Raw genomic sequence first — 18,084 nt, forward strand, 5'->3', positions numbered from 1 at the left:
GGCGCACCTCAGACGCCGTCCCGGTGTGTCCACCGGCCGCCGACGAGCGTCCCCGCGACCGGCATCGCGCGCAGGACGGCCGGGTCGCAGGTGACCGGATCGGCGTCGGTCAGCACCAGGTCGGCGCGGACGCCCTCGGCGACCCGGGCCGTCGAGCCGCCGACCACGCCGAACGACGCGCCGAGTGCGACGGCCCGGTCGAGCTCCTGCTCCGGGTGCCACCGCTCCCGGCCGTCGGCGGAGCGGTGCACGGCCGCGGCGAGCGCGACCCACGGGTCGAGCGGGGCCACCGGGGCGTCCGAGCCGAGCGCCAGCCGGGCCCCGGTGCCGTGCAGCGACGCGAACGCGAACGCGCGCCCCGTCCGGCCCGCCCAGAGCCGGTCGGCGACGTCGCGGTCGTCCAGCGCGTGCTCGGGCTGCACGCTGGCCACCAGGCCGAGCGCGGCGAAGCGGGGCACGTCGTCGCCGGTGAGCAGCTGGGCGTGCTCGATCCGCCCGCGCGCCCCGGTGGCGGCGAACGCGTCCAGCACCAGGGTGTTCGCGTGGTCGCCGATGGCGTGCAGCGCGGCCTCCAGGCCGGCGTCGTGCGCCCGGGCCAGCAGCGGGCGGAGCTCGTCCGGCGGGACGAGCAGCAGCCCGCACGGGTTGTCGATCAGTGCGCCCGGCGGCGCCGGGTACGGGTCGTAGCAGTACGCGGTGCGGGTGTTCAGCGATCCGTCGGTGATCACCTTGAGCGGGCCGGCGGTGAGCAGGCCGTCGCACCCGTCGACGGCGTCGCCGGTGCGCAGCCCGGTCGCGACGAGGTCGTCGAGCCGGTCCGGCCACACCGACGCCTCGACCCGTAGTCCGGTCGCGCCCGCGGCGATGCGGCGCCGCCAGTCCGGCAGTGACCACGGTGCCTCGAAGTCGACGATCCCGACGACACCCCGGGCCGACGCGGCGGCCGCCGCGTCGGCGACGAACCCGTCGAGCGTCTCGTCGGGGACGTCCTGCAGCGCGACCGTGACCGCGAAGAACTCCGACTCGCGGATCCGGCCGGTCGGGTGCCCGCGGTGCCCGAACCGGTCCAGTGCCGGCCCGTTCAGCCAGCCCTGGTGCAGGTCACCCGACACCAGGACGACCGGGACGTCGCCCGCGAGCGGGTCCAGCAGGTCGCGGTGCGCCTCGTCCGGCCACAGCGAGTCCCGGAACCCGAACCCGACCAGGGCCTCGCCCGGCGCGGGCGGGGCCTGCGCGAGGCGCTCCGCGACGAGCGCGGCGCACTCCGCGGCCGACCGGGCGCCGGAGACGTCGAGCCGGCGGCGGGCCAGCGCCCACTGCGCCATGTGCACGTGGTGGTCCCACAGGCCGGGCAGCAGTGCGCGCCCGTCGCCGTCGACGACCTCCGCCCCGCCGGGGTCGAGCCCGGGCCCGATCGCGGCGACGCGGTGCCCGGACACGAGCACGTCGACCGGCTCCCCGAGCCCGGTGCGGTCCGCGGCGAGCGGGCGCACCGACCGCAGCAGGGTGCGCCCGCCCCCGGCGGCGCTCATCCCTGGAAGGGCCGGTCGCGGCCGGTCCAGCGCTCCTCGTCGCGGCGGTAGACCGGGATAGGGCGCTCGGCGACCCGGAACGTGTACCGGCCGGCCTCCTCGACGACCTCGCCGTCGGTGGCGAGCATGCTCGGCTCCAGGAGCTCGACGTCGACCCGCGGCACCTCACGCTGGTGGTAGACGCGGCTGTGGCCGAGCGCGCCGAGGATCAGCGCGATCACCACGCGCAGCCGGGAGAACCGCACGTCGGCGCGCAGCCAGCGGACGTCGAGCAGGCCGGAGTCCAGCGTCGGCCGCCACGCCGGCACGGCGCCGCGCGGGTAGTACGGGCCGTTGCCGACGAACAGGAACCAGACCTTGTACCAGCGGTCCTCGATCTTCACCGAGATCTTCTCGGACCGCCGCAGCACGGTGATCAGGGCCGCGGCGAAGGCGGGCCACTTGCCGTAGCGCGGCTGCCACTGCTCGCGCAGCCGCACCAGCTCCGGGTAGGAACCGATCGAGGCCGTGTTGATGAAGTAGCGGGTCCGGGTGACGGAGATGTCCTCCGGGTCGTCCAGCCGCCCGGGGTGGGCCTCGACCAGGGCCAGGTCCACGGCGACGGCCTCACCGGCCTGCGTGGCGTCGACGGCCTCCTGGGTGTCGTAGACGCCGACGTCACGGGCGAAGTGGTTGAGCGTCCCGCCCGGGACGACGACCAGCGGCAGCCCGTGCCGGTCCGCGACCGACGCCGCGGTCGCCACCGTGCCGTCGCCGCCCGCGACGCCGACCGCGCGCACCCACTGCCCGCGCTGCGCGATCGCGTCCTCCAGCATGTCCTCGACCTTGATCCCGTCGCCGACGACGAGATGGTGCGCGGCCGGGAGACGCTCCCGGACCTCGTCGGACACGTCGTGGTCCGGCGGCCCGGAGAACGGGTTGGACACGATCACCAGGCCCTCGCCCTGCGGCAGCTCCGGCACGGTGTCGATCGGCCGCGCCCTGGCCTCGTCGCTGGGGCGGACCGGCCACCAGCGGCGGGTCAGCTGTGCCACCGCGGTCCCGACGGCGGCCCCGGCCACCACGTCGGAGGTCCAGTGCACGCCGACGTGCACCCGCGACCAGCCGACGATCGCGGCCAGCGGCACGACGACCGGCGCCGCCCGCCGGTTTTCCATAACGACGGCCGTCGCGAACGCGGCCGCGGAGGCGGCGTGCCCGGACGGGAACGACGACGAGGACGGCGGGTCGGCCACCGTCCGGAACGCGGGCAGCTCCGCCGCGGCCGGACGCCGGCGCGGCAGCAGCGGCTTCAGCAGCGCGTTCGCGGTGAGGCTGGTCAGCGCGATCGACGCGACACCCCGCATGGCCGCCTGGCGCCCGGCACCCCGCCGGACGGCGAGGATCCCCGCGATCGCGAACCAGAGCACGCTGTGGTCGGCCGTCCGGGTGAGCCGCCGCAGCGTCCGGTCCACCCGGCTGGGTGGCCTGCCCGCCACGAAGTCGGTGATGGACCTGTCCACCTGCGAGACGGTGTCGATCCCCCCGTCCACTCGTCGGGACCGCCGTGCGACGCGCTCGAACCATCCGCTCACAACCGTGACAGTAGAGGGGGTCCAACGCCTACCCTGAACCCCATGCAGCGTCGGATCTTCGGGGTCGAGACGGAGTTCGGTGTCACGTGCACCTTCCACGGGCAGCGCCGGCTGTCCCCGGACGAGGTGGCGCGCTACCTCTTCCGGCGGGTGGTGTCGTGGGGCCGGTCCTCCAACGTCTTCCTCCGCAACGGTGCCCGCCTCTACCTCGACGTCGGATCCCACCCCGAGTACGCCACCGCCGAGTGCGACTCGCTGACCCAGCTCGTCGCCCACGACAAGGCGGGCGAGCGCATCCTCGAGGACCTGCTCGTCGACGCCGAGCGCCGGCTCGTCGACGAGGGCATCGGCGGGGACATCTACCTGTTCAAGAACAACACCGACTCGGCGGGCAACTCCTACGGCTGCCACGAGAACTACCTCGTCGCGCGGCAGGGCGAGTTCTCCCGGATCGCCGACGTGCTGCTCCCGTTCCTGGTCACCCGCCAGCTGATCTGCGGCGCGGGCAAGGTCCTGCAGACCCCGCGCGGCGCGGTGTACTGCCTGTCCCAGCGGGCCGAGCACATCTGGGAGGGCGTCTCCTCGGCGACCACCCGGTCCCGGCCGATCATCAACACCCGCGACGAGCCGCACGCCGACGCCGAGCGCTACCGACGGCTGCACGTCATCGTCGGCGACTCGAACATGTCCGAGGTGACGACCCTGCTGAAGGTGGGGACGGCCACGCTCGTGCTGGAGATGATCGAGGCCGGCGTCCAGTTCCGGGACTTCACCCTGGACAACCCGATCCGGGCGATCCGCGAGATCAGCCACGACCTCACCGGGCGGCGCCCGGTCCGCATGGCGGGCGGCCGCGAGGCGAGCGCGCTGGACATCCAGCGCGAGTACCACGCCCGGGCCGTGGAGTTCCTGCAGAGCCGCGGGCACGAGGACAAGGTGATGGAGCGCGTCGTCGAGCTGTGGGGGCGCACCCTCGACGCCGTCGAGTCCCAGAACCTGTCGCTCATCGACCGCGAGATCGACTGGGCGATCAAGCACCGGCTCGTCGAGCGGTACCGGGAGAAGCACGACCTGGAGCTGTCCAGCGCCCGGATCGCCCAGCTCGACCTGGCCTACCACGACGTCCGGCGCGGCCGCGGGCTGTTCGACATGCTGCAGCGCAAGGACCTCGTCGACCGGGTCACCGACGACGGCGAGATCGAGGCCGCGAAGGACACCCCGCCGCAGTCCACCCGGGCGAAGCTGCGCGGCGACTTCATCGCCGCCGCCCAGGCCGCCGGCCGGGACTTCACCGTCGACTGGGTGCACCTGAAGCTGAACGACCAGGCGCAGCGGACCGTGCTGTGCAAGGACCCGTTCCGCGCCGTCGACGAGCGGGTGGACCGGCTGATCGCCTCGCTCTAGGTCGTGCGTGGTCGTCGCGGCCGGAACCGCGACGACCACCCACGAGCCGTCAGTCCTCCGGCTGCGCGACCCGGCCGAACCGCGACTCCGCCGGATCGGCGAACACGTGCAGCCCGAACCGCCGCGAGAGCTCCCGGCAGACCGCGACGCCGCGGACCGAGTTGCCGTGCCGGTCGAGGCCCGGCGAGTAGACGCCGAGACCGAACCAGCGCGGCAGGATGCCCATGATGCCGCCGGACACGCCGCTCTTGGCCGGGATGCCGACGTCGTGGGCCCACTCGCCGGCGGCGTCGTACATGCCGCACATGCTCGTCACGCTCACCACCGTGCGCAGGTGCTCCCGCGGCAGCGCCCGGCGGCCGGTCACCGGGTTGCGGCCGCCGTTCGCGAGGGTCGCCCCCATCAGGGACAGCTCCGGGGCGGTCACCGCGATCGAGCAGGCGGCCAGGTAGACGTAGAGGTTGTCGTCGATGTCGCCGTGCAGCATGCCCAGGCTGCGCATCAGGTAGCTCAGCCCGAGGTTGCGGTCGTTGGAGACCAGCTGCTCGTCGAGGACCTTCTGGTCGACGACCAGGTCCGGGTTCCCGGTGTAGTCGCGGTTGCGCTCCAGCAGCCGCTCGACCTTCTCCTCCTTGGTGGCCCCCTTGACGAGGTTCGCCGCGACCAGGGCACCCGCGTTGATCATCGGGTTGAACGGCCGGTGGTGGACCTGGTCGAAGGTGATCGAGTTGAACGGGTCGCCGGAGGGCTCGACGCCGACCCGGCGCAACGTCTCGTCCAGCCCGTTGTCCTCGAGCGCGAGACCGTAGGTGAAGACCTTCGAGATCGAGTGCAGCGGGAAGCGGATCCCGCAGTCGCCGACCTCCCACCGGGTGCCGTCGACGTTCGTCCCGGCGAGCCCGAACTCGTCGGCGCGGCTCTCCATCTCGGGCGGGTAGTAGCTGACGATCTCCTCGCCGGGCAGCAGGCTCCCGCCACCCGCCGAGCACGTGTTGCGGAGGTCCTCGAGCTGCTCCTGCACCAGCTCCCGTTCGGCCTGGGCGACCATCGGTGTCCCTTTCGTCGACGATGTCCGCTGGAGAACCTACGACGTCACAGACCCTCGGGGAGCCAACCGTCACCCGAGGGGTACATCTCGGTGGCGTCGTCGCGGCGGGCGGGCCGGACGATCCGGCCCAGCCGCGACTCCGACGGGTCCGCGAACACGTGCAGCCCGAACCGGTCCGACAACGCCCGGCACACCGCGACCCCGCGCGCCGAGTTGCCGTGCCGGTCGAGGCCGGGGGAGTAGACGCCGACGCCGATCGCGTCCGGGATGGACGCCAGGATCGCCCCGGACACGCTGGACTTCGCCGGGATGCCGACGTCGTAGGCCCACTGGCCCGCGGCGTCGTACATGCCGCACATGCTCATCACGCTGAGGACGTCGCGGGTGTAGGTGCGGGGCAGCGCCGGGACGCCGGTGAAGGGGTTCGCCCCGCCCCGCGCGACCGTCGCGGCCATCGTGGACAGCTCGACGGCGGTCACCGTGACCGAGCAGGCCGCGAGGTAGACGTAGAGGTTGTCCTCGATGTTGCCGTGCAGCATGCCCAGGCTGCGCATCAGGTAGCTCAGCGACACGTTGCGGTCGTTGGACACGAGCTGCTCGGCGAGGACGTCCTCGTCGACGGCGAGGTCCGGGTTGCCCGAGTAGATCCGCAGCCGGGTGAGCAGCCGCTCGACCTTCTCCTCCTTCGTCGCCCCGTGCACCAGGTTCGCCGCCACCAGCGCACCCGCGTTGATCATGGGGTTGAACGGGCGGTTGTTGACGTCGTCGAAGGAGATCGAGTTGAACGGGTCGCCGGACGGCTCGACCCCGACCCGCAGCAGGACGTCCTCGCGGCCGTTGTCCTCGAGCGCGAGGCCGTAGGTGAAGACCTTCGAGATGGAGTGCAGCGGGAAACGGGCCTCGGCGTCGCCGACCTGCCACTGGGTGCCGTCGACGTCGGTCGCGGCCAGCCCGAACAGGTTCGACTGCGCGGCCATGGACGGTGGGTAGTAGGCGACGACGCGGTTGTCCGGGATGCCGCCGGGACGCCCGATGACCTGGTGCAGCTCCTCGAGCTGCTCCTGCACGATCTCGCGCTCGGTCTGCTCCATGTCCCGCCCCCTCCGCCGTCTCGGCGCGGGGCCGGTGGACCGCCGCGACCCGGGTGTGCGCAGCGGAACCTAGATCACGGGGACGGGGTCACTCGATCCCGGGCATGATCCGGCGCCGGAGTTCGGCCAGCTCGTCCTGGACGTCCGGATCGGCGGGGCCCGCCTTCTCCGGTGCCGGGGCGATGCCCATCGAGCGCAGCAGGCCGGTGGCCGCGGCCGCCGGGTCGCCCGCCTCGCCCAGCACCGGGTGCAGTCCCTCGTCGGCGAGATGGTGGAACACGAGGTTCACCACGGTCCACGGGTTGAAGGTCTCCTGCTCTGCCGTCATCTCGCCCACCTCCACGCACACCCGCGCGGCCGCGGTGCCACGCCGTCCGGTGAGCCTTTCCCCGGCTGCGCCGGGCGTCAACGGGGGTGTCGCAGGATGAGACGGGCGCAGTGGCCGGTGCCGGTCCGCGCGGGGCGCACGGCCGGGCGCCGGGCCCCTGGCTACGATGCCTCTCGTGTCCTCCGCCCGCGCCGAGCGACTGGTGAACCTGGTCCTCTGCCTGATGTCGACGCGGCAGTACCTGACCGCCGAGCGGATCCGCGCGACCGTGCCCGGTTACGCCGAGGCCGCGGGTGACGAGGCGTTCTTCCGGATGTTCGAACGGGACAAGGCCGAGCTGCGCGAACTGGGCGTCCCGCTGGAGACCGGCCACAACTCGGTGTTCGACACCGTCGAGGGCTACCGGATCGCCCGCGCCGACTACGAGCTGGGCGAGATCGAGCTGGAGCCCGACGAGGCGACCGCCGTCGCCCTCGCCGGGAACCTGTGGGACTCACCGGACCTCGCCGGCGCGGCGCACGGGGCCCTGGTGAAGCTGCGCGCGGCCGGTGTGGAGGTCGCCGAGACCCCCGCCGCCACCGTCCGGCCCGGCCCGCACGCCGGGGAACCGGCGCTGGCCCCGCTGCTGGCCGCGACCCGCGCCGGGCAGGTCGTGGTCTTCGACCACCGGCGCGGCGGCCCGGCCGACCCGCCGTCGCGACGGACCGTCGAGCCGTGGGGCGTGGTGTCCTACCGCGGCCGCTGGTACCTCGTCGGCCACGACCGCGACCGCGACGCGGTCCGCTGCTTCCGGCTGTCCCGCATCACCGGTGCGGTCCGCGGGACCGGGCCCGAGGGCGCGGTCCGGGTCCCCGACGGCGTCGACCTGCGCGGCATCGTGCGCTCCTCCGCGGGCCCCGGGCCGGTGACCGGTACGGCGCGGGTCTGGGTCGCCGAGGGCCGGGCGGCCGGGCTGCGTCGCATCGGGCGCGAGCGGGGCCCGCACGAGCACCGAGGACGGCCGGGGGTGCTGATCGAGATCGACCTCCGTGACCGGTCGGTCGTCGCCCGGTGGCTGGCCGGGCACGGCCCGGACGTCGCCGTCCTCGACCCGCCGGAGCTCGCCGTCGCCGTGCGGGAGCTGTGGGCGGGCGCCGCCGACCTCGCCGTGGACCGGGCCCGGTGAGCCGCCAGGGGGTCGCGCAGCGGCTGCCCCGGCTGCTGTCGCTGGTGCCGTACCTGCGGGCGCACCCGGGCGTGCCGGTCGCGGAGGCGGCCGCCGACTTCGGCGTCGACGAGAAGCAGCTGCGCAAGGACCTCGAGCTGCTGTGGATGTGCGGGCTGCCCGGCTACGGGCCCGGCGACCTGGTGGACCTGTCGTTCGCCGGGGACACCGTCGACGTCGTGTTCGACGCCGGCCTCACCCGTCCGCTGCGGCTGACCACCAGCGAGGCGACCGCGCTGCTGGTGGCACTGCGGATGCTGCACCAGTCGCCAGGGGTGGTCGACTCCGACGCCGTCGCGCGCGCCATCGGCAAGATCGAGGCCGCGGTCGGCACGGCCGGGGAACAGGCCGGGACCGGGGGCCTCGACGGGCTGGTCGCCGTGGAGTCGGGCCCGGGGGAGCGGGAGTCCACGGCCGTCGTCCGGCGGGCGCTGGACCGCGGGCGCGCGCTGCGGATCGTGTACTTCACGGCGGGCCGGGACGCGGTGTCGCGGCGCGACGTGGACCCGATGCGTCTGGTGGTCGCCGAGGGGCGGAGCTACCTCGAGGCGTGGTGCCGCCGGGCCGGGGGAGTGCGGATGTTCCGGCTGGACCGGGTCGAACAGGCCGAGGAGCTCGGCGAGCCGTCCCGGCCGCACCCCGACGCGGAGCCCACCGACGTCTCGCACGGGCTCTTCGGGCGCCGTGAGGGGCAGCGGCACGCCGTGCTCGAGCTGGAGCCCGAGGCGCACTGGGTCGCCGAGTACTACCCGGTCGACGACGTCCGCGTCCCCGGGGCCGGTGACACCGAGGGCGACCCGCCACCCGGCACCGCGCCCCGAGGCGTGCCGCAGGCCGACGGTGGTGACCCCGCCCCGGCCGGCCGGCTGCGGGTGCTGCTGCGGTTCGCCGACCCGGACTGGCTGGTGCGGCTCGTGCTGGGACTCGGGGGTGCCGCGCGGATCGTCGAGCCGGCCGAGCTTGCCGGCGCGGTCCGGGCCCGGGCCCGTGAGGCACTGCAGGTCAGCGACGGAACGTGACCGGTCCGCCACGCTCGGCCACCCTCGGCGACCGGACGCCGGGCGGACCGGCGGCAGGGTCACGCGGCGGACGGCGCGGTGAACGGCCCGGTGAACAGCGGGTGAGCACCCAGCCGTCCCGTACCGGGTGCACAGGGACCGCACAGGGGCCGTGCGTAGACTCGGTCACGTACCGGCGGATCGACGGAGGGTTTGTCCCATGCCCGGTGGCTACGAATGGCTGATCATCATCGCCGTGCTGCTGCTGCTGTTCGGCGCGAAGAAGCTGCCCGAGATGGCGCGTTCGGTCGGTCAGTCCGCCCGTGTGTTCAAGGGCGAGATGAAGGGCCTGAAGGACGACGACGCCACGTCGAGGGCCGCGCAGGGCGACAAGGCCGCGCCGCAGGAGAAGGCCGCTCCGCAGGAGCTGCCCGCCACGCCGCAGGCCACGACCGAGCCCGCTCCGCAGGCGCAGCAGGGTCAGCAGGCCCCGTCGCCGCAGGACCGCGGCACCGCGGGCTGAGGTCGCCGGCACCGTGAAGTCCCCGTTCCGTCGGAAGCGCAGGCTCAACCCCGACGGGACCATGACCCTCGTCGAGCATCTCTACGAGCTGCGCAACCGGCTCGGCATCTCGCTCGCCGCGATCGCGGTGACGACGGTGTTCGGCTACATCTGGTTCGAGGTCTCGTTCTTCGGCTGGCCCAGCCTCGGCGAGCTGCTCAAGGACCCGTACTGCTCGTTGCCCGCGTCGTCGCGTGCCTCGTTCAACGCCGACCCGAACTCGTGCACTCTCCTCGGCACGACGCCGTTCGACCAGTTCATGCTGCGGCTGAAGGTGGGTGCGACCGCCGGGGTGATCCTGGCCTGCCCCATCTGGCTGTACCAGTTCTGGGGCTTCATCACGCCGGGTCTGGTGAAGAAGGAGCGGCGCTACGCGCTGAGCTTCGTCTCGGTCGCCGCGATCCTGTTCGTCGCGGGCGCGGTGCTCGCCTACCTGATCATCCCGCAGGCCCTCGGTTTCCTGCTGACGATCGGTAGCGAGATCCAGACGACCGCGCTGACCGGCGCGTCGTACTTCTCGCTCGTCGTCAACCTGATCGTGATCTTCGGGGTCAGCTTCCTGATCCCGCTGCTGGTGGTGGCCCTCAACGGGGCAGGGATCGTCAGCTACCAGATGCTGAAGAAGTCGCGGCGCGGCCTGATCTTCGGGCTGTTCGTCTTCGCGGCGATCGCGACGCCCGGCCAGGACCCGATCTCCATGATCGCGCTGGCCATGGCGCTGACCCTGCTGTTCGAGGGTGCGATCCAGGTCTGCCGGATCTCCGACCGGCGACGGGAGCGGCGCCGCGCGGCCGAGGGCTGGGAGTCCTGGGACCCGGACAGCCCGTCGCCGCTCGACACCTCGCCGTCCCGGATCGACGGGCCCTCGGACCTCGGCGGGCCGTCGCGGATCGAGGAGCCCGCAGCGGTCGGGGAGTCGTCCCCGGCCGGCGCCGGTCCGGCCGCGCCCGCGGTGATCGGCCGGGCGTCCGCGCGTCCCACGTCGGCAGGCCCGCCCGCGTCGCCGCCGCCGTCCGCACCGCCGCCGCCGGCGCCGTCCACACCGCCGGAGCGCCCCGCGGGCGACTCCTTCGACGACATCACCTGACCGGCGTGCCGGCCGGCGCCGAGCGGCGCCGGCCGGTCCCGGGAGACCCTGTCCCCCCACGGCGCCGGGTGCGGCCGTACGCTCTCTCCCCGGGTCCGGAACGGGCAGTACAGGCGAGGAGTTGGGTCGGGGCGCATGAAGTACAACCGGGTGGTCATCAAGCTCAGCGGCCAGGCGATGGCCGGTGACGACGGCTTCGGGTTCGACGCGAAGGCCCTCGCCCACCTGGCCGCGCAGATCCGTCAGGTGCGCGAGCTCGGGGTGCAGATCGCCGTCGTGGTCGGGGGCGGGAACGTCTTCCGCGGGAACCGCTCCGACTCGTGGGGCATCGACCGGGTCGAGGCCGACAACATCGGGATGCTCGGCACGGTGATCAACAGCCTGCTGCTGCGCGGCAAGCTCTCCGCGAGCGGCGAGGACAACGTCCGGGTGATGACCGCGATCCCGATCAACGCGGTCGCCGAGCCGTTCCTGCGGCTGCGCGCGAAGCGCCACCTCGACAAGGACGCCATCCTGATCTTCTCCGGTGGCAACGGCCAGCCGTTCATCACCACCGACTACCCGAGCGTCCAGCGGGCGCTGGAGATCGGTGCCGACGCGCTGCTCGTCGCCAAGCACGGCGTCGACGGCGTCTACGACACCGACCCCCGCAAGAACCCCGACGCGCACCGCTACGAGCGGCTGCCCTACGACGAGGTGCTGTCCAGGCGGCTCGCGGTGATGGACCAGACGGCCTTCATCCTGGCCCGCGACCACGGCCTGCCGCTGCACGTGTTCGACATCGAGCGGGACGGCCTGATGGCCGCGATCTGCCGTGGTGAGCACCACGGCACGGAGATCAACTCCGACATCGTCGAGGCCGAGTTCGCCCGCTGAGCCGGGTACCGGCCCCGCGGGCCGGGCTCACAGGAGCCCGACCCGCGCGAGCCGCTCCTCGAACAGGTCGCGGATCTCCTCCTCGTCGGAGCCGAGGCGCTGCGCCTCCGCGTAGAGCTGGGCGGTGTCCACACCGGAGTCGGCCTCACGCCGCCGCCACGTGTCGGCGTCGACCCGCCAGTACCCGATGACGCCGTAGCCGGTGGCCGGCATCCCGAGCTCGTGGCGCAGGTACTTGCGGACCCCGCGGGTCGCGGCGACCTCGCCGGCGACGTAGACGTAGCCGGGCCCCTCCGGGAAGGAGAGGGCGGTCACGACCTCGTGCAGCACGCTCCCGGCACCGGCCAGCGCGGGATTGTCGATCCAGCGCGTCTCGACGCCCAGGTCCCGCCGGTCCGCGGGGTCGGGGATCTCGACGATCGCCGTCGTCATGACCCGGTCCGGCGACTCGGCCGCGATCCGGGTGATCGCCGGCAGCGCGGTGACGTCGCCGACCAGCAGCTGCCAGGCCGCGTCCTCCGGGCGCCGGAACCAGCTGTTGTGGTGGGTGATCCGCAGGCGGTCACCGACCCGCGCGCCGGCCGCCCACTCGCCGCCGACGCCACCGGCGTGCAGGACGATCTCGACGTCCATCTCCCGGGCCGCCGCGTCGAAGCGGCGCACGGTGTACCAGCGTCCGACGTCCGCGACGGGGTCCCCGCCGGTGCCGGGGACCGGGAAGTTGAACACACACCCCTCGTCGGGGACGCCGAGCGGCTCGAAGCCGTCGAGGCCCGGCCCGCCCACCGTCACGCGGACGAGACTGGGGGACAGGCGGTCGACGGCGTGCACGTCGACGATCCGGTGGGCGATCTCCTTGGACATGTGCGGACCTTCTGCTCGCGCGGAGTGGACATGCGATCCGTGGTGGGAGACGCGTGGTCGGACGTTCGGACGTCGTCGATCAGTCTGTCCCGCCGACGCCCCGGCCGTCGAGGCGACTCCGCCGCCGACGGGGTGTGACCTGGCCCGTACCGCGGCGGGACGTGCCGGGAGGAGACGCGTCACACACGTCTGCGAGGCGGGTCACGGCGGGTGTGTGACAGCCTGGGGCGGTGAGTACCCGGTCAGGCGTGAGCGATCAGGCTCCCGATCCGGCCGCCGCCTACGCGGCGGCCAAGGCCCGCTCCGCACACCCCCGGCTGGCCGAGTTCACCGGCCTGCTGCCGTTCGACCTCGACGGCTTCCAGCGGGAGTCGTGCGAGGCGCTGGAGGAGGGCCACGGCGTCCTGCTGTGCGCCCCCACCGGCGCGGGCAAGACGGTCGCCGGCGAGTTCGCGGTGCACCTCGCGCTGTCCGAGGGCCGCAAGTGCTTCTACACGACGCCGATCAAGGCGCTCTCCAACCAGAAGTACGCCGATCTCGTCGACCGCTACGGCCCGGACGCCGTCGGCCTGCTCACCGGGGACACCGCCGTGAACGGTGATGCCCAGGTGGTCGTGATGACCACCGAGGTCCTCCGCAACATGATCTACGCCGACAGCGACAAGGCGGCGAACCGGCGGCTCGACCACCTCGGGTACGTCGTGATGGACGAGGTGCACTACCTCGCCGACCGGTTCCGCGGGGCGGTGTGGGAGGAGGTCATCCTCCAGCTGCCCGAGCACGTCGCCCTCGTCGGGCTGTCGGCGACGGTCAGCAACGCCGAGGAGTTCGGCGACTGGCTGATCGAGGTCCGCGGGGACACCCGGGTCGTCGTCGACGAGCACCGCCCGGTGCCGCTGTGGCAGCACATGATGGTCGGCAACCGGCTGTTCGACCTGTTCGGCGAGATCCGCCCGGAGGACCGGGACGCGCCGTCGCAGCTCGTCGTCGATCCCGACCTGGTGCGGCACACCCGGGAGATGCAGCGCCGGGACTCCGCCGGCTCCCGGGCCGCCGACCGGGCGGGCGACCGGGGCCCGCGCGGCCGCGGGCGTGGCGGGCCGCGGGACCGCGGCCGGACGCGCGGCGGGAAGCAGGACGCCACGGCCGTCGTCGGGCGGGGGCCACGCCCCGGCGGGCCGTCCCGCGGCGGGTTCCGACCGCCGTCGCGGGTGCAGGTCATCGACCGGCTGGACCGCGAGGGCCTGCTGCCGGCGATCACCTTCGTGTTCTCCCGCGCCGGGTGCGACGCCGCCGTCGGCCAGTGCGTGCGGGCCGGCGTCCGGCTCACCGACCCGGACGACGTCGAGGAGATCCGCCGGATCGTCGAGAAGCACACCGGCGACCTGCCGCAGGCCGACCTCGGGGTGCTCGGCTACTGGGAGTGGCGCGAGGCCCTCGAACGCGGTGTCGCGGCGCACCACGCCGGCATGCTGCCCGCCTTCAAGGAGACCGTCGAGGAGCTGTTCGTCGCCGGGCTCGTCCGATGCGTGTTCGCCACCGAGACCCTGGCACTGGGCATCAACATGCCGGCCCGCACCGTCGTGCTGGAGCGGCTGGTCAAGTACAACGGCGAGGCGCACGTCGACCTGACCCCGGGGGAGTACACCCAGCTCACCGGCCGCGCCGGGCGGCGCGGGATCGACGTGGAGGGGCACGCCGTCGTCCTCTGGACGCCCGGCATGGACCCGGAGCAGGTCGCCGGGCTCGCCTCCACCCGCACCTACCCGCTGCGCAGCTCGTTCCGGCCGGTCTACAACATGTCGGTCAACCTGGTCGGCCGGCTCGGCACCGACGCCGCCCGCGAACTCCTGGAACGCTCGTTCGGGCAGTTCCAGGCCGACCGCTCGGTCGTCGGGCTCGCCCGGCGCATCGACCGCAACGCCGAGGCGCTGGCGGGCTACCGCGAGTCGATGACCTGCCACCTCGGCGACTTCGCCGAGTACGCGGACCTGCGCCGGCGGATCACCGAGCGGGAGAAGTCGCTGCGCAGGCAGAACACCTCCGCCGCCCGCGACGAGACCACCGAGTCGCTGCGCGAGCTGCGCCCCGGTGACGTCATCGGCATCCCGGCGGGCAAGCGGGCCGGGATCGCCGTGGTGCTCGACGCGGGCGTGGGGGCGTACTCGGCGAACGGCCGGGACCCCGAGCCGCGCCCGCTCGTCTGCACCGAGGACCGGTGGGCCGGGCGGTTGTCCGCGGCGGACTTCCCGGCGGCCGTCGAGGTACTGGGGCGGATCAGGATCCCGAAGCGGGTGGACCACCGGTCGCCGCAGGTCCGCCGGGACCTGGCGTCGTCGCTGCGCAACTCCCGGATCGTCCCACCGGACCCCGGCCGCCGCCGCAGGCACGGCGTGCAGGACGACCCGGAGCTCGTGACCCTGCGCCGGGCACTGCGCGCGCACCCCTGCCACGGTTGCGACGACCGCGAGGCGCACGCCCGCTGGGGCGAGCGCCACGCCCGCCTCGAACGCGAGACGGAGACGCTGCGGCAGAAGGTGCGCGCCACGACCCACTCGCTGGCGCGGTCGTTCGACCGGATCCGGGCGTTGCTCACCGAGCGCGGCTACCTCATGCCGGTCGCCGAGGTCGGCCCCGGTGACGACGAGGTCACCGACCACGGCCGCGTCCTCGCCCGGCTGTGGGGGGAGTCGGACCTGCTCGCCGCCGAGTGCCTGCGCCACGGCGCCTGGGAGGGGCTGGAGCCCGACGAGCTCGCCGCGGTGGCGTCCGCGCTGGTCTACGAGTCGCGCCGGGACGACGCCCCGATGCCGCGACTGCCGCAGGGCCCGGTCTCCGACGCCTGCGAGCGGACGGTGCGGATCTGGGAGGAGCTCGAGGCCGACCAGCGGCGGCACAAGGCCGAACGCACCCGCGCACCCGACCTGGCCTTCGCCTGGCCGATGCACCGCTGGGCGCGCGGGGAGTCCCTCGCACAGGTTCTGGAGGCCGCCGAGCGCAACGGGCACGAGCTGTCCGCCGGCGACTTCGTACGCTGGGCCCGGCAGGTCCTCGACCTGCTCGACCAGGTGGCCGGTGTCGCCGGCCGGTCGAGCGCGGTGGGGAAGGCCGCGCACCGGGCCTCCGGTGCGGTCCGGCGCGGCGTGGTCGCGGCCGGGATGGAATGACGTGCGAGACGACAAGCAGGACGGCGAGAGGTCGGCGATGAGCAACCCGCAGGGTCCGGACAGGCATCCCGAGGATGCCTCCGAGCGGACGGGGGAGCTGCCCGTGTGGGGCGGCCCTCCGCCGGGCGGGTGGGGCGCCGATCCGGAGTCGACGGGGGCCTGGTCCCCGGAGCAGGACGGGCGCGACGGCTGGGGCGGCGCGGGCGGTGCGCCCGGCTGGGCCGACCGCGGCGCGGGTGACGCGGGCTGGGACCCGCGCACCGCGCGGCACGACGCGTCCCGTGACGCCGGACCCGGCGCCGACCCCGCCGCGACGGGGGCCTGGTCGCCGCAGGACACCGGGAGCTGGGACACCGGGAGCTGGGACACCGGGGGCTGGGACACCGGCGGCCGGGACGACCGGGGTGCCGGGCAGGATCCGCGCGGCGGTGCACACTCCGCGCCGCTGTGGGGCGACGAGACCCCACCGGACCAGGGCGACACCTGGGCGGTGCCCACCGGCCGGCGCGGCGGCCGTCGTCGTGCACCGGAGGGACCGGCCGCCGCCGTGCCCGCGGGTGCACCCCCGGCCGGGTACACGGAGGAGCCGACCGTCGCGCAGCAGCCCGGCGACGGCGGTGGCTGGTCCGGCGCCGGGCCGGGTGCGGAGCCGTGGGCCCCGAGCGAGGCCGTGCGGGCGCCGGCCGGCAACGGGAAGAAGTGGGCCCTGGCCGGCGCCGGTGTGCTGCTGGTCGCGGTCCTGGCCGTCTCGGCGCTGGTGTGGCCGGCGTGGCTCCTGACGAGCCACCTCGACCAGACCGCGCTGCAGACCGGGGTCAACCAGGTCCTGACCGAGGACTACGGCCTCGAGGTCGGTGCCGTGCAGTGCCCCGACGACGTCGAGGTCTCGGCCGGCACGCAGTTCGCCTGCCAGGCCGTGGTCGACGGCGAGCAGGTCGAGGTGGCCGGCATCGTGACCTCCGACGAGGGCGACTACCAGGTGAACCGGGTCTGACCCGGAAAGCGATGGCGGCGCCGCCGCCGCGCGGGCAGGCTCGGCGGACGTGAGCGCACAGCACGACGTCCGCACCCTGACCGATCCGGCGCAGCGGCGCGCCGCCTACGACCTGTTCCTGTCGACGCTGCACCGCGGCCCGGCCGGTGACGAGGCGTGGGAGGCGCACGGGCACGCCGGCGACGAGCACTGGCTGGGTGTCGTCGACCCCGACGGCGAGATCGTCGGCAGCGCCAACTCGTTCCCGTCCCGCCTGACCCTCCCGGGCGGTGCCCGGGTCCCGGCCGCGGCGGTGAGCGGCGTCGGTGTCCGCGCCGACCGCACCCGTGCCGGCCGGCTGACGGCGCTGATGCGGGCCCAGCTGACCGCGGCCCGGGAGCGCGGCGACACCGTGACGGTCCTGCGTGCCAGCGAGGCGGCGATCTACGGCCGCTACGGCTACGGCGTCGCCTCCCGCGGCCAGCACGTGCGGGTCACCGCCCGCCCGGCCTGGCGCGCCGACGCCCCGGCCGGCGGCCGGGTCCGGCTCCTCGGCACCGCCGAGGCCGGCAAGATCCTGCCGGACCTGCAGGAACGCCTCGCCGCGGACCGGCCCGGCGGGATGACCCGCAACCCGCGCTGGTGGCGGCGCGCGATCGACCCGGGCGGCCCGTCCGCCGGGGAGTACAAGCAGATCGGGGTGCACACCGGCCCGGACGGTGACGACGGGTTCGCGATCTGGGGGATCTCCGAGGGCGAGCCCGGCGGGAACGACACGATCTCCGTCCAGCAGATGTGGGCCGGGTCGCCCGCGGCGACCGCCGGGCTGTGGCGGTTCCTCACCGGCGCCGACCTCAGCGACGCCGTGACCGCCTGGGCCCGCCCGCTGGACGAGGACCTCGACCTGCTCCTGACCGACGGCCGCGCGCACCGGGTCACCGGCCGGTCCGACGACCTGTGGCTGCGGATCGTCGACGTCGGCGCGGCGCTGGCGGCGCGGTCCTGGGGATCCGGCGACCCGGTCGTCCTCCGGCTGCACGACCCCGTCCTCGACGACGCCGGTACCTGGCGGATCGGCCCCGGCGGTGTCCGCCCGGCCGGGGACGCGCTACCGGAGCTGGAGTGCGGCCTGGAGTCGCTCGCCCCCGCGTTCCTGGGGGACCGGACGCCGTCGGCGCTGGCCGCCGCCGGGCGCTGGACCGAGCACGTACCGGGTGCCGCGGTCCGGGCGGACGCGCTGTTCGCGGTGCCCGGGCCCGCACCGTGGAGCGGCACCTTCTTCTGACCGGTCCCCGGGACCCTCGGCACGTGTGCGGCGGGCGGGACGCGCGTACTCTCGCCCGCCCACCAGGGCGGATGCACGACGCGGCTGCCGG

General features: G+C 74.4%; 15 protein-coding genes. 9 read left to right on the forward strand and 6 right to left on the reverse strand.

Features of this window, described 5'->3' with window-relative positions:
• Nucleotides 1-8: 8 nt before the first annotated feature.
• Together PP1_RS01555 and PP1_RS01560 are read right to left on the reverse strand one after the other, a co-directional pair.
• Nucleotides 9-1,532, reverse strand: a complete 1,524-nt coding sequence (locus PP1_RS01555) for an amidohydrolase (RefSeq protein WP_075314235.1) — start codon at nt 1,530-1,532, stop codon at nt 9-11.
• Nucleotides 1,529-3,034, reverse strand: a complete 1,506-nt coding sequence (locus PP1_RS01560) for a phosphatase PAP2 family protein (RefSeq protein ID WP_139323881.1) — start codon at nt 3,032-3,034, stop codon at nt 1,529-1,531. Before PP1_RS01560 ends, PP1_RS01555 begins: the two co-directional genes overlap by 4 nt.
• A gap of 114 nt (nt 3,035-3,148) precedes the next feature.
• On the opposite strand from PP1_RS01560, the gene pafA reads away from it, so the two are divergent.
• Complete coding sequence (gene pafA, locus PP1_RS01565) at nt 3,149-4,510, forward strand: Pup--protein ligase (RefSeq protein ID WP_010242432.1); 1,362 nt, start codon at nt 3,149-3,151, stop codon at nt 4,508-4,510.
• Between the two features lie 49 nt (nt 4,511-4,559).
• Here the strand turns inward: pafA and glsA (PP1_RS01570) are convergent, their stop codons facing one another.
• The 3 genes from glsA (PP1_RS01570) to PP1_RS01580 all read right to left on the reverse strand — a co-directional run bounded on the left by glsA (PP1_RS01570) (nt 4,560) and on the right by PP1_RS01580 (nt 6,977).
• The gene (gene glsA, locus PP1_RS01570) at nt 4,560-5,558 is read right to left on the reverse strand and encodes a glutaminase A (RefSeq protein WP_010242434.1); all 999 of its coding nucleotides are present in this window, start codon (nt 5,556-5,558) and stop codon (nt 4,560-4,562) included.
• Nucleotides 5,559-5,602: 44 nt separating this feature from the next.
• Nucleotides 5,603-6,649 carry a glutaminase A gene (gene glsA / locus PP1_RS01575; RefSeq protein WP_010242436.1) on the reverse strand — a complete coding sequence of 349 codons (1,047 nt, stop codon included), beginning with the start codon at nt 6,647-6,649 and terminating at the stop codon, nt 5,603-5,605.
• An 88-nt stretch (nt 6,650-6,737) separates the two neighbouring features.
• On the reverse strand, nt 6,738-6,977 hold the full coding sequence (locus PP1_RS01580; RefSeq protein WP_029240044.1) for a hypothetical protein: 240 nt from the start codon (nt 6,975-6,977) through the stop codon (nt 6,738-6,740).
• Nucleotides 6,978-7,152: 175 nt separating this feature from the next.
• Here PP1_RS01580 and PP1_RS01585 point away from each other — a divergent pair, with 175 nt between their 5' ends.
• The 5 genes from PP1_RS01585 (at nt 7,153) to pyrH (ending at nt 11,704) form a co-directional block, all read left to right on the forward strand.
• A complete protein-coding gene (locus tag PP1_RS01585; protein ID WP_060575940.1) occupies nt 7,153-8,142 on the forward strand; it encodes a helix-turn-helix transcriptional regulator in 990 nt (329 codons plus the stop codon).
• On the forward strand, nt 8,139-9,200 hold the full coding sequence (locus tag PP1_RS01590) for a helix-turn-helix transcriptional regulator (protein WP_060633734.1): 1,062 nt from the start codon (nt 8,139-8,141) through the stop codon (nt 9,198-9,200). The genes PP1_RS01585 and PP1_RS01590 overlap by 4 nt, the downstream gene beginning before the upstream one ends.
• Before the next feature lie 199 nt (nt 9,201-9,399).
• On the forward strand, nt 9,400-9,702 hold the full coding sequence (gene tatA / locus PP1_RS01595; RefSeq protein WP_010237781.1) for a Sec-independent protein translocase subunit TatA: 303 nt from the start codon (nt 9,400-9,402) through the stop codon (nt 9,700-9,702).
• A gap of 13 nt (nt 9,703-9,715) precedes the next feature.
• Nucleotides 9,716-10,828, forward strand: a complete 1,113-nt coding sequence (tatC, locus tag PP1_RS01600; protein WP_249265986.1) for a twin-arginine translocase subunit TatC — start codon at nt 9,716-9,718, stop codon at nt 10,826-10,828.
• A gap of 135 nt (nt 10,829-10,963) precedes the next feature.
• Nucleotides 10,964-11,704: a UMP kinase gene (pyrH, locus tag PP1_RS01605; protein WP_010235247.1), complete on the forward strand. Its 741-nt coding sequence runs from the start codon at nt 10,964-10,966 to the stop codon at nt 11,702-11,704.
• A gap of 27 nt (nt 11,705-11,731) precedes the next feature.
• On the opposite strand, the gene PP1_RS01610 is transcribed toward pyrH, so the two are convergent.
• Nucleotides 11,732-12,568, reverse strand: coding sequence for a siderophore-interacting protein (locus PP1_RS01610; protein WP_010235244.1), 837 nt, complete (start codon nt 12,566-12,568; stop codon nt 11,732-11,734).
• 248 nt (nt 12,569-12,816) lie between these two features.
• Between PP1_RS01610 and PP1_RS01615 the strand changes: the two genes are divergently transcribed.
• Genes PP1_RS01615 through PP1_RS01625 form a run of 3 tightly spaced genes read left to right on the forward strand, consistent with a single transcriptional unit; the run spans nt 12,817 to nt 17,993 of the window.
• Nucleotides 12,817-15,735 (forward strand): DEAD/DEAH box helicase, encoded by a 2,919-nt coding sequence (locus PP1_RS01615; protein ID WP_075314234.1) that lies wholly within the window; start codon nt 12,817-12,819, stop codon nt 15,733-15,735.
• A 37-nt stretch (nt 15,736-15,772) separates the two neighbouring features.
• Nucleotides 15,773-16,729 carry a DUF4333 domain-containing protein gene (locus tag PP1_RS01620; RefSeq protein WP_337819659.1) on the forward strand — a complete coding sequence of 319 codons (957 nt, stop codon included), beginning with the start codon at nt 15,773-15,775 and terminating at the stop codon, nt 16,727-16,729.
• Nucleotides 16,730-16,778: 49 nt separating this feature from the next.
• Nucleotides 16,779-17,993, forward strand: coding sequence for a GNAT family N-acetyltransferase (locus PP1_RS01625; RefSeq protein ID WP_075314232.1), 1,215 nt, complete (start codon nt 16,779-16,781; stop codon nt 17,991-17,993).
• The last annotated feature ends 91 nt before the right edge of the window (nt 17,994-18,084 follow it).

The organism is Pseudonocardia sp. P1, from assembly GCF_000178675.2.
Taxonomy (GTDB): Bacteria; Actinomycetota; Actinomycetes; order Mycobacteriales; family Pseudonocardiaceae; genus Pseudonocardia.

Coding starts and splice junctions, on each gene's coding strand:
- PP1_RS01555 (WP_075314235.1), bottom strand. CDS start 1,532: ATGAGCGCCGCCGGGGGCGGGCGCACCCTGCTGCGGTCGGTGCGCCCG.
- pafA (WP_010242432.1), top strand. CDS start 3,149: ATGCAGCGTCGGATCTTCGGGGTCGAGACGGAGTTCGGTGTCACGTGC.
- glsA (WP_010242434.1), bottom strand. CDS start 5,558: ATGGTCGCCCAGGCCGAACGGGAGCTGGTGCAGGAGCAGCTCGAGGAC.
- glsA (WP_010242436.1), bottom strand. CDS start 6,649: ATGGAGCAGACCGAGCGCGAGATCGTGCAGGAGCAGCTCGAGGAGCTG.
- PP1_RS01580 (WP_029240044.1), bottom strand. CDS start 6,977: ATGACGGCAGAGCAGGAGACCTTCAACCCGTGGACCGTGGTGAACCTC.
- tatA (WP_010237781.1), top strand. CDS start 9,400: ATGCCCGGTGGCTACGAATGGCTGATCATCATCGCCGTGCTGCTGCTG.
- pyrH (WP_010235247.1), top strand. CDS start 10,964: ATGAAGTACAACCGGGTGGTCATCAAGCTCAGCGGCCAGGCGATGGCC.
- PP1_RS01610 (WP_010235244.1), bottom strand. CDS start 12,568: ATGTCCAAGGAGATCGCCCACCGGATCGTCGACGTGCACGCCGTCGAC.
- PP1_RS01620 (WP_337819659.1), top strand. CDS start 15,773: ATGAGCAACCCGCAGGGTCCGGACAGGCATCCCGAGGATGCCTCCGAG.